Genomic DNA, 11,016 nt, shown 5'->3' on the forward strand with positions numbered 1-11,016 from the left:
ACTAGGTTTTGCCACTGTTCTGGGCGGCGGTGTTTTCTCATGGGGGTAACCTCAACTTGGAAAATATGAGGTTACTTTAGGGAAAAATTGTACGCGAGGGCAGGACGTCTTGGAATGACCGCTTACTCTGAAAACGCACTACTCGGTCTTCGTTCACATGCTCTCCACCCTCTTTCCCATCTGCGCCTAGGGTGCGAATTTCAAACCCCGGTGGTGCATCAGAACTTTCGTAAAAGTAGGCTTTTTTCCAGGGATCAAGAATGATGGCCTCGCGATTAATATATGGGCCTTTCCATAGCGGTACTTGCGGTGGCGATGTCGGCTTTTGCAGCAATGCCATTAATCCTTGGTCTGTGCTCGGGTAGCGCTTGTTATCTAACTTATACTGATGAAGCGCAACTGAAATTCGTCTAAAGTCATTCTCTATTTTTGCCTCCATTTCGCCGCCAAGCCTTTTATTAACTATTACTCCTATTACTAGGGCAATACTCCCGGAAATAGCGAGAGCCAACACGATTTCCCAGCGCTTTATTCCTAACTGAATACGACGTTGCGGTGCAATTTGCTTATCTCGTTTCTTTCTGTGGTGTCTGTTAGTCAATATTAATTGCTCTACAAATATTTAGACTAGTGCCGCCACATAGACCGGCTTCCTAAAAGACGCAAACGCACATCGACCAGTGATCGCGTTCGCGCCTACTACCTTTTTCATCCCCAGTATCGGCTTTGGCTAAGCTTTCCAAGTAGAGACGTTAAGCTTCGATTAACGGCACTCTCAGCTGCAAATCCAAGACGCTCTGGCAGGGTGCGTTTTTGACGGTATTTAACGGAAAACATATCCGTATCTTCACGCTTGCTAAGTAAATAATCATCGCTGGTGCGCACTTCGTCGATCAACTTCTGATCCAAAGCTCGCTTTCCGTACCAAACTTCTCCAGTGGCGATATGATCAATATCTAGCTGTGGCCTATTCTCACTGACAAACTCTTTAAATAAAACGTGGGTTTCCTCCAGTTCTTCAACGAATTTCTTACGCCCTTCGTCGGTATTTTCGCCCACCATGGTTAGGGTGCGTTTGTGTGCCCCTGCGGTGTGCAGCTCTATATCGACGTCATGTTTTTTCAACAGGCGATTGAAATTAGGAAGTTGGGCTACCACCCCTATAGAGCCGATAACAGCAAAAGGCGCAGCTAAAATGCGATTACCGATACACGCCATCATGTATCCGCCACTCGCCGCGACTCTATCGATGGCGATAGTGAGCGGAATACCGTGGGCGGTAATACGCTGTAGTTGGGAAGACGCCAAACCATAGCTGTGCACCATTCCGCCTGGGCTCTCTAGACGAAGTAGAATTTCATCTTCTGGTCTAGCCACCGTTAATACAGCAGATATTTCATGGCGTAAAAATTCGACTTCAGAGGCACTCATGTCGCCATCAAAGTCTAAAACATATAAGCGCTTACGCTTTTCGTCGGTGTGTTTTTTGCGGTCCTGTTTTTCTTGTTTTTTCTTAGCTTTGCGGTCTTTTTTAAAGGTGTCTTCATCTAGGATTTCAAACTTAAGCATGTCCTCCCAATCCTCAAACTTGTGGTTTAAGGTCGTGACTTCGATATGCCCATCACTGCTATCACGCTTACTACGCTGACTTGCAACAGCAATTGCGCTGATAACAACGACAACGGCAACAGCAATAGTGACCGATTTGGCCAAAAATAAGCCGTATTCCAGTAAAAAGTCCAACTACGTACTCCTAGAGATGTTTCAAAAGTGCCACATATTGTTATGTGAGCAAGGGTCAAGTCAAGTTGGCCAATTGCCTAAGGCCTTGACGGCTATTGGATTTTCGGCGCGAATAAAGAGCCCGCTGCGACCTAAGTAAACACTGAATTGTGCGCCATCAACCATCGGGGCAAAAACAGCGGTACCGTAATCTGCGTCGACCCATTTACGTAGATATTCATTGCTACGCAGCCATTCCCATAGGTCGATAGGGTCGGAAATACTAATGAGATATATCGTTCTGGCTAGATCGCGCTCTTCCTCAATGCTTTGATAGCGACCCGATAAGCGATCTAATCGGTAGAGATTATCAAACCCCAGTCTTGCAATAGGTTCTGCCCAACGAATCACCCGGCTGTCCAGCTGCCACTGATCACCCATCAGTAAAAACGTTTGCAGGGGCTCGTCATTAACGGTGTCCACACTAACGATGAATTGCTGCTTCTCCTTACCTGCCACAAACACTCTTGCGACTAGTTGTTCATCGGCTAAGTGACGATAGCTGTAGACATCTTTTGTGACAATCACCGCGGCGCCGGTAAAACTCACCGAGACGATAAGTGCTAAAAAACCAGTAAATGCGTGTCTCCGAAAGCGAACAAACGCCAGAAAGCACATTAAGACGCCGAGACCGGTAAGAATGAGTAATAGTTGATCAAGCCCTAGAAGGTCGCTCATAATTTAGCTTGCCTTCCTTAGCTGTGCGATACTGTCTTCAGCCACTTGTAAAATGCGCTCATCAGCGATGTGGCGTCGGCCCAGTTCATTTAAATAATATTCAATGCTGATCATGGCATCGGCGAGGGTTTCCAACTCTTGCACATCTGACGCGGCGTTAACGGATTCTCGATCGACAAAGCGACGCATAAACTCGCTTGCACCTAAAGTCACATCGGGGAGCTTTTTCACATTAATCATTTGGAATGCGCCGCGCACGGAATCAAGTAACTGCGGAAGATTTGCAATATGAGTACTGTCAAAGCCCGAATCTATATAAGCGGAGATAGCGCGTTTAACGAGGCCAATTGCGGCTTTAGATTCCTCGATCACAATACTACGCGCTTCACTGACTTGATTATCAGCGCTGATTTCATCTCTTCGTTCTAACGATATATCACCTAAGTCCTCGTAATTTAATTTGCGACGGTCAATTTGCGCAAGACTGCCATCAATGAATAACAATGTATCTGCAAGATCCTCAAGTCGGCTGCGCTCTTGGCTTAAGTCACAGCCAACTAGCGCGTGCAAGGCGTTTGCATGATCGGTTAGGGTACTCGCAAGCACGGGCAAGTTAAGAATACTCAAGATGTCCGCACTTTGCTTGAGCACCGATGTCAGCGGCAACAGTTCTTCGCTGTCACTACGTTGATGCTGGGCTAGCAGTTCTAATACATCTTTGGCATGCCGTAACTCTGTGCGCAATTCGTGAATGACAGATGAGACCGTGTCATAACTCAGGCCGAGCATAATACCGCGCATTTTTTTGAGCTGATTGTCGTCAATATCAAACGCGGTTATACGCGCTGCCTTCATGACCTTGGCAACGAAGCCTTCTCGGTAAGCACTAATTTTTAATAGAAAGATCATCTCTCGTTCGAGTACTTCGTTAAGGACGACTCTATTTTTTACCCGACCACGCATTTGTCCTTCTAGGCCAGCCAAGACGCGTTTGCGGTGGGGATTAAGCTCCAGTCCACTATTGGCAAAAGCATCAAGCACTGCATCTGCTATTAGCCAAAAACGCTGTTGTGGACCAGGGTCGATACAGCTGCGAAAACGTCTTACAGCGCGCGACATAATTACCAGCTGCATCGGGTTGTGGGCATCACGTAATACACCTAACAGACCACTTTGGTAGAGATGGCTAATCCGCTTTAGGTTATCAGACAGCGCCGGCTCTGCTAATGATTTACTGCGCACTTGTATATGAGAATCTCGACTAAAGAGGCCTTCGTCAGTGTCTGAAAAGTAACTGTCTGGAAGCAATAGTTGATTGTGGACTGTCCGTAATTCATTGACATGACATATTACTAGCAGTGGTACTTCAGATTGCCGAGACTGTACGAATTCAAGATAGCGAGGGAGCACGAAAAACGCGGTACTCAGCGCATTGAGCTGCCCCTCTGGTACTGCCGTAATAATTTTAAGAATGGCCCCGCACAATGCCCGCATTTCATCTGCGAGCAAGGCTGCACCGGGAATTTCCAAGAGCCGCAAGGTGCCCCCGATTTGCCGCAAACTTGCTTCACACTGCTGGAGCAAATCTAAACTGTGGCGCTCAGACAGAAATGCTTCAAAAACATTGGTAGCCTGCTGTAAGGTTTTTGCCAGTTCGTCAGCCACCATGGCATAGGAGCTGGTATTGATATCTACTTTCAGTGCCACACAATATCCTTATAGCCCAATGGGGCTTGCCATAAAGTTTTGCTTTGACTTGTACGCATAACTAGCGGTTATTTATAGACTATTTAGCATTAATTGGATGATAAGCACAGCTTTATTATTTTAGATAGGCGCCGATATTGGGTTCACACAGCTCGCGCCGCACCGGCCACGAATCAGCTTACATCGCGCTGCCAAACACAATTTCCGCCACTGGCTTTAGCAACTTCTGCTAGTTGCTGTTGGTGTAAAGCCAATTCATCCGACGTCGCCGCAATGACGCGTAAGTTTCTCGGTACGTCAGGCAGGCGCCGGTGATCACTCGCTGCCCCGCCCTCGCTTTGCTGGGAGCCATCATCTCCGGCCAATGCTAATGCGGTTTGACCACCGGTCATCATTAAATAGACGTCGGCAAGGATCTCCGCATCTAAAAGTGCGCCGTGTAAATCCCGTTGAGAGTTATCTACATAATAACGTTGGCACAAAGCGTCTAGGCTATTGCGCTGTCCGGGATGCTTCTGCCGCGCCATGATAAGGGTGTCGATCACCCCGCACACTGTGCTGATTTTAGGGGTTTTGCGTCTCAGCAGTGCAAATTCGGCATCGATAAAGCCAATATCGAAGGGCGCATTATGAATAATAAGCTCCGCGCCTTGAATAAACTCATAAAACTCATCTGCTATTTGAGCGAACAGTGGCTTGTCTTTTAGCATCTCATTTGTGATGCCGTGAACTTCTATTGCCCCCGCCTCTACTTCTCTGTCCGGATTTATATATTGATGATAATGGCGGCCGGTTAGTTTGCGATTGACCAACTCTACGCAGCCTATTTCTATAATCCGATGTCCTGACGCATGATCAAGACCCGTTGTTTCTGTATCTAGTACGATTTGTCGCATCAGGCCTTCTCTAATTCATCTATACCGCGATTTGCTAACATATCAGCGATCTCATTTTCTCGGTGACCGCTATGACCCTTTACCCACTGCCAATCAATATTGTGTCCAAGGGTGGCGGCATCTAATTGCTGCCAGAGGTCTGCATTTTTTACGGGTTGCTTGGCAGCAGTTTTCCATCCGCGTTTTTTCCAATTCACCATCCATTCAGTAATACCCTGCCGAACGTATTGCGAGTCAGTTGTTAACACCACATCACAGGGACGTTTTAAGGCTTTTAATGCTTCAATGGCCGCCATTAACTCCATACGATTATTCGTGGTGGCAGGATCACCGCCAAACAGGTGCCGTTCTTTACCCTCAAACCGCATTAATGCGCCCCAACCTCCCGGACCGGGGTTGCCGCGGCATGCACCGTCTGTAAAAATTTCAACTTTCTCTTGGGCTTTTCTCATAATCAGCTCGTGACTTTATTGATCGGGTTGCGCCCGCCATAGCGGGGTGGCGAAGAATTTGTGCCCGACGAGCTAGATTTCTTACAGAAGGACTCAGCGGCGCCCGGTATTTTGTCGCGCTAAGAATGAAAACACCACCCATAGGTAGGTTTTTTGCCACAGGTTTGTGTGACATGAAGAAGCTTGGACTACTAATGGGAGCGCGATGAAAACCATATTCGACAACACTGACCTCGAAACCCAGCAATGACAGCCAGTCTTGCAGTCGATGAATAGGTAGACGGTGGTTCTGCCACATTGGACTGCGCTTCAGCCTTCCCAATAATCCACGCACTGCCAGCAGTGAATAAGGATTTATGCCGCAGACTACGACTTTGCCATGGGGAACTAAGACTCGCTCGACTTCCCGTAACACCTTGTGGGGATTATCGACAAATTCCAAAAGGTGGTGGAGAACAACCACGTCTTGAGACTCATTTGCTACCGGTAAATGCTCGAAATCACACACGACATCGAGGACTTGGCTTAAACCGTAGTGCTGCATTCCCCCAAGACAAAACTGACGCTGAAATACATTGCGATCAATCGGACAGCGCTCAGGAATGACGCTCAGGTTTAACAGATTATATTTTGCGGTGGATGTATCACTGATCGCACTAGCAATGAGTGGCATCTCTTCTGCCAGCACAGTTCTGCCCACAGGCCCCTGAAACCATTGCCTAAGCGCCGGCATTAGAACTTCGGGTGAGTGTTGCGTGCGCCAATTTGCCATGCTGTACCCTCTAACGAACCTGTTGCTGGGCCTATTGCAGCGAGCCACAGGAATGTTTATCCTTCGCTGTCCACATCAAAATAATGATTATGCTGTCAATATCACCTATTTCTGCATTTAGCGACAACTATATTTGGTGTGTCGCGCGCAACGGAGAGGCAATTATTGTCGATCCCGGCGATGCTGCGCCTGTGATAAAGCATATCGAAAAAATGGGCTTAACGCTTTCCGGTATTCTCATAACCCACCATCACTATGACCACGTGAATGGCATAGATAGCCTTCTTGAGCTGTATCCAGATATTCCAGTGTACGGCCCAGACAATCAATGCAGCAGTATCAATCACCGGGTGCGTCACAACGATTCTGTCACTGTTCTAGGGCTTACCTTTCAAGTCATTGCCGTGCCCGGACACACGTTGGATCATATCGCATATTACCTTAAAAACTCACCCTCTGGACCCGCTTTATTCTGCGGCGATACGCTTTTTGCTGGCGGATGTGGGCGACTTTTTGAAGGCACACCGGAACAAATGTTAAACTCCCTCGGACTAATCCAAGCTTTACCGACAAATACAGCAGTTTACTGTGCGCATGAATACACCTTAAGTAATCTCAATTTTGCTTTAGTTGTCGAGCCAGAAAACCACAAATTACAAGATCGCTTTGTGGAGACTCAGTCACGCCGGGAAAAGAATGTCCCGACAGTACCGTCTGAGTTGGCACTTGAATTGCTGACGAACCCATTCTTAAGGACAGGAAATTCTGTTGTGCAACAACGCGTTGCGGCGCATGCTGATCTTAAGTCGTGGAATCAGATAGATATTTTCGCCAGTCTACGTGCGTGGAAAGATGGTTTTTGAGCAACGCTAACGAAATAGTGAATAATGATAAAACGCGATACGTACATATTTAAGCTCATCTTCGGTGCGATTCTACTCTCGCTGCTGTCGGCATGCGCTCAAACACCACAACAACGCAGTGCACGTAGCAAAAATGACACCCAATATTGTGATCGAGCGGAAAATCAAAACACCAAACTGTGCAAATACCAACAAGTCGTAGAAAGAAAGCTAAACAGTGATCCTGCCAAAGAAACCTTAGATGGTTTCAGATACAAGCCTCGAGCAAAAGTACCCGCGGGTAAAACAGCTAACGCGCAACTAGTTACAAGCAATACCTCACTGGCAGACGACATCGAAAGCCAGCCAACTGAACAAAGTTTTATCGAGATTTGGCCCAGATTGGCGTCGGAACTTCGATTCGGCGAGTTAACGAAAAAATCTGAAGTAGAAGAAAAAGAAGAATGGTACGCGGAACACTCCTACTACCTCGCCAATATAAGTAAACGTGCTTCGCGCTACATTTATTACATCCTTGAAAATCTCAAGGAACGTGACCTTCCCGGCGACTTGGCATTACTGCCCTTTGTAGAAAGCGCCTATGATCCCTTCGCATACTCCCACGGCCGAGCATCGGGTCTTTGGCAGTTCGTTCCTAATACCGCGAAACATTTAGGTATCGATCAAAACTGGTGGTACGACGGCAGACGAGACGTCATCACTGCAACAGACTCTGCGTTAGATTATTTAACTGATTTAAATAAACGTTTTGATGGCGACTGGCTATTGACGCTGGCGGCCTACAACGCGGGTGCAGGAACGGTCAATAAGGCCATTACCAAGAACAGAAAGAAGGGGCTACCAACTGATTTCTGGTCGCTAAAACTGCCCAAGGAAACCAGAAATTACGTTCCTAAAATGTTAGCGTTAGTAAAGATTTTTAATAACCCGGCGTCCTATAATCTCACCCTGCCTTCTGTTCCTAACCAAGCGCATTTCGTAGCTGTTAACACGGGTAGTCAGATCGATTTGGCGCAGGCAGCGAAATTAGCAGAAATCAGTGTAGATGAGCTATACAGATTAAATCCCGGTTTCAATCGCTGGGTGACGGCGCCGGAAGGGCCGCATCGTTTACTTATTCCAAAGGGTAAAGCTAAGGAATTTGCATCTCGCCTAACGAAAATTCCAGCGCGTGATCGCGTGCGGTGGCAGCGTTATAAAATCCAACGTGGCGATAATCTGGTAACTATTGCTCGCCGTCATCATGTTGATGTAGCAACGCTGCGCGCGAGTAATCAACTTGATAGTGACGTATTAAAAGTAGATCAGGTACTACTCATTCCCGACGCAGGAAACGGCATTTCGCCACTTAAAGGGCTGAATCGCGGCTTGGCTTCTACCGAAGCGTCTCGTGTTGAGTACAAAGTGGTTAGCGGTGACACGGTAAGCGCAATCGCTCAAAAACACGGTGTGACGAGCAAACAAGTTTTCTCTTGGAACAATATGAGTTCTGCCTCGGTAATTAAACCCGGCCAAAAATTGGTGATATGGGGTAAGGCAGCTAAGAATTCAGACAAAGGTATTATTCGCAAAGTGGGCTATAAAGTACGAAATGGGGACTCACTGTCACTGATCGCTAGCCGCTTTAATTTGCGAATTCGCGATATTGTCGAATGGAATTCAATTAAAACCAGCCAATATTTACGTCCCGGTCAATCTTTAACGCTTTATGTCGACATCACTCACGCGGATCTTTAACTGCGTTTTGATATAGTATAGCCTTCTCGCTTTGCCTAGGTTTGTGCCGCGTATATGACAGGCTATTTTGTTCGCCGATTTCTACTCATAATTCCTACCTTCATTGGTATTACTCTATTGGTTTTTGCCATCACCCGCGTAGTTCCCGGCGGGCCAATTGAGCGCCTAATGACGCAAATTCAACTGGGTGGCGAAACTGGCTCTCTTGAACGCAGTCAAGGCGGCGGCACCCTTTCCGACGAACAAATGGAAGAGCTAAAACGCTACTACGGTTTTGATAAGCCGATGTTGTCTAGCTATGCCATTTGGCTCAAAAAAGTGCTGCAGTTCGATCTTGGCCTTTCGACTCGCTACCAAGATCCCGTGTGGCAAATTATAAAAGAACGTTTTCCTATATCTATTTACTATGGTCTAACCACATTAATCCTAACGTACGCAGTCTGTATTCCGCTGGGCTTAGCAAAGGGTATGTATCACGGCAGCGCTCTAGACAGCTGGTCATCGGCTGTGGTCTTTTTGGGCTACGCTTTACCTAGCTACGTGATTGGTATCGCGCTGATTTCAATGTTTGCAGGTTATTGGGATATTTTTCCGCTCGGTGGCTTTATTAGCGACAACTACGACGAACTAACGCTTTGGGGAAAAGCCTCTGACATTTTCAGTCACTCAGTATTACCTTTAATTGCGTACTTGGCAGGTAGCTTTGCTGTTACCACACTGATGATGAAAAACTCCTTAATGGACAATTTATCCGCTGACTATATGCGCACCGCAACAGCCAAGGGCTTAAGCCGCAGTGAAAGTGTCCGCGGACACGCTCTTCGTAATAGTTTAATTCCCGTTGCTACCTCCTTTGGCAGTAATATCTCGCTGTTGCTGGGCGGCTCCTTCCTTATTGAAACCATTTTCAACATAGACGGAATTGGTTTACTTGGCTACGAAGCCATTATCGAACGTGACTACCCCATTGTGATGGGAATACTAGTAATCTCATCGCTGCTGTATTTGCTGGGTAATATCTTGTCAGATATCTGTGTTGCGCTGGTCGATCCCCGTATTCGTTTTGGCGAACGGAGTGGCTCATGACACTGTTTAAAAACCCGGTCGCCAAAAAACGCTGGCAACGCTTTCGTCAGTCCCGTCGCGGATACTATTCGGCATGGATATTACTGGGACTTACACTCTGTAGTTTCGGCGCAGAAATGCTGGCGAATAATCGCGCCCTGCTAGTGGTACATGAGGGCAAAGTACACTTCCCCATTTACGGCGATGTGTTAACTGGTAAGGATTTTGGACTAGATTACAACTATGAAGTTAATTACAGAGAGCTTAAGAAAAGTCTTAGTAATAAAGATGGTTGGCTTATCATGCCGCCTATCCCGTTTGGCCCGTTGGAGACGGATTTAATTGCAGGTGATTTCCCTCCTCACGCTCCCTCCGTTGATACGCGGCACTATCTAGGCACGGACACCAGCGGCCGCGATGTCGCCGCTCGGCTGATCTACGGGTTTAGAACGGCTATTGTATTTTCGCTGCTGTTGTTGGTTTTTAATTACGGCGCCGGTGTCGCGATAGGCTGCATGATGGGGTTTTGGGGCGGTGCTTTTGACCTGATCTTTCAGCGTATCATCGAGATATGGTCCAACATTCCTTTCCTCTACGTGATTATGATTGTCGCCTCGGTTATTACACCGGGGTTCTGGACCTTACTGTTTATTATGGCCTTCTTCGGCTGGACCAGCATGACTTGGTATATGCGTACCGCGACATATAAAGAAGTTGCGAGAGACTACGTCATGGCTGCCCGCGCGCTGGGGGCGTCCGGCCCTCGCATTGTCTTTAGACACATACTGCCAAATAGCGTATCGACCTTGGTAACCTTTGTCCCCTTCTCTGTCGCCTCAGGTATTACTTCTCTGACTGCCTTGGATTATTTGGGCTTCGGTTTACCGCCACCGGTGTCGAGCTGGGGCGAACTCCTTAAGCAGGGCACAGAAAATCTTGAAGCGCTTTGGTTGGTGGGCTCAGTGGTAGTGGCAATGACCGTCATACTGATGTTGGTCGCATACATTGGTGAAGCCATCCGCGATGCCTACGACCCAAGAAAATTCAGCTTTTATGAATAAAAC

Annotated in this window: 11 protein-coding genes; 4 read left to right on the forward strand and 7 right to left on the reverse strand. The window is 47.3% G+C overall.

What is annotated here, in order from left to right; translation table 11 throughout:
- Positions 1–76: 76 nt before the first annotated feature.
- The 7 genes from O9X78_RS16385 to O9X78_RS16415 form a co-directional block, all read right to left on the reverse strand.
- Entirely contained in the window at positions 77–601 is a 525-nt protein-coding gene (locus tag O9X78_RS16385; protein ID WP_269620810.1) for a type II secretion system protein GspG, read from the reverse strand.
- A gap of 107 nt (positions 602–708) precedes the next feature.
- The gene (gene sohB / locus O9X78_RS16390; protein WP_269620811.1) at positions 709–1,743 is read right to left on the reverse strand and encodes a protease SohB; all 1,035 of its coding nucleotides are present in this window, start codon (positions 1,741–1,743) and stop codon (positions 709–711) included.
- A 60-nt stretch (positions 1,744–1,803) separates the two neighbouring features.
- Positions 1,804–2,460 carry a cation/multidrug efflux pump gene (locus O9X78_RS16395; RefSeq protein WP_269620812.1) on the reverse strand — a complete coding sequence of 219 codons (657 nt, stop codon included), beginning with the start codon at positions 2,458–2,460 and terminating at the stop codon, positions 1,804–1,806.
- 3 nt (positions 2,461–2,463) lie between these two features.
- Complete coding sequence (locus O9X78_RS16400; RefSeq protein WP_269620813.1) at positions 2,464–4,167, reverse strand: FimL-related protein; 1,704 nt, start codon at positions 4,165–4,167, stop codon at positions 2,464–2,466.
- 173 nt (positions 4,168–4,340) lie between these two features.
- Positions 4,341–5,063 (reverse strand): DNA polymerase III subunit epsilon, encoded by a 723-nt coding sequence (dnaQ, locus tag O9X78_RS16405; RefSeq protein ID WP_269620814.1) that lies wholly within the window; start codon positions 5,061–5,063, stop codon positions 4,341–4,343.
- Complete coding sequence (rnhA, locus tag O9X78_RS16410) at positions 5,063–5,515, reverse strand: ribonuclease HI (protein WP_269620815.1); 453 nt, start codon at positions 5,513–5,515, stop codon at positions 5,063–5,065. Before rnhA ends, dnaQ begins: the two co-directional genes overlap by 1 nt.
- Positions 5,490–6,287, reverse strand: a complete 798-nt coding sequence (locus tag O9X78_RS16415; RefSeq protein ID WP_269620816.1) for a class I SAM-dependent methyltransferase — start codon at positions 6,285–6,287, stop codon at positions 5,490–5,492. The genes rnhA and O9X78_RS16415 overlap by 26 nt, the downstream gene beginning before the upstream one ends.
- A gap of 89 nt (positions 6,288–6,376) precedes the next feature.
- Between O9X78_RS16415 and gloB the strand changes: the two genes are divergently transcribed.
- From gloB to O9X78_RS16435, 4 genes are read left to right on the forward strand one after another with little or no spacing between them, the layout of a single operon-like run.
- Complete coding sequence (gloB, locus tag O9X78_RS16420) at positions 6,377–7,150, forward strand: hydroxyacylglutathione hydrolase (protein ID WP_269620817.1); 774 nt, start codon at positions 6,377–6,379, stop codon at positions 7,148–7,150.
- A gap of 24 nt (positions 7,151–7,174) precedes the next feature.
- Positions 7,175–8,887: a lytic transglycosylase gene (locus O9X78_RS16425; RefSeq protein ID WP_269620818.1), complete on the forward strand. Its 1,713-nt coding sequence runs from the start codon at positions 7,175–7,177 to the stop codon at positions 8,885–8,887.
- A gap of 54 nt (positions 8,888–8,941) precedes the next feature.
- Positions 8,942–9,973 (forward strand): ABC transporter permease subunit, encoded by a 1,032-nt coding sequence (locus O9X78_RS16430; RefSeq protein WP_269620819.1) that lies wholly within the window; start codon positions 8,942–8,944, stop codon positions 9,971–9,973.
- The gene (locus O9X78_RS16435; RefSeq protein ID WP_269620820.1) at positions 9,970–11,013 is read left to right on the forward strand and encodes an ABC transporter permease; all 1,044 of its coding nucleotides are present in this window, start codon (positions 9,970–9,972) and stop codon (positions 11,011–11,013) included. Before O9X78_RS16430 ends, O9X78_RS16435 begins: the two co-directional genes overlap by 4 nt.
- Positions 11,014–11,016: the final 3 nt, after the last annotated feature.

The sequence above is a fragment of the Zhongshania aquatica genome (genome assembly GCF_027257955.1).
GTDB classification, from domain to species: Bacteria; Pseudomonadota; Gammaproteobacteria; order Pseudomonadales; family Spongiibacteraceae; genus Spongiibacter; species Spongiibacter aquatica.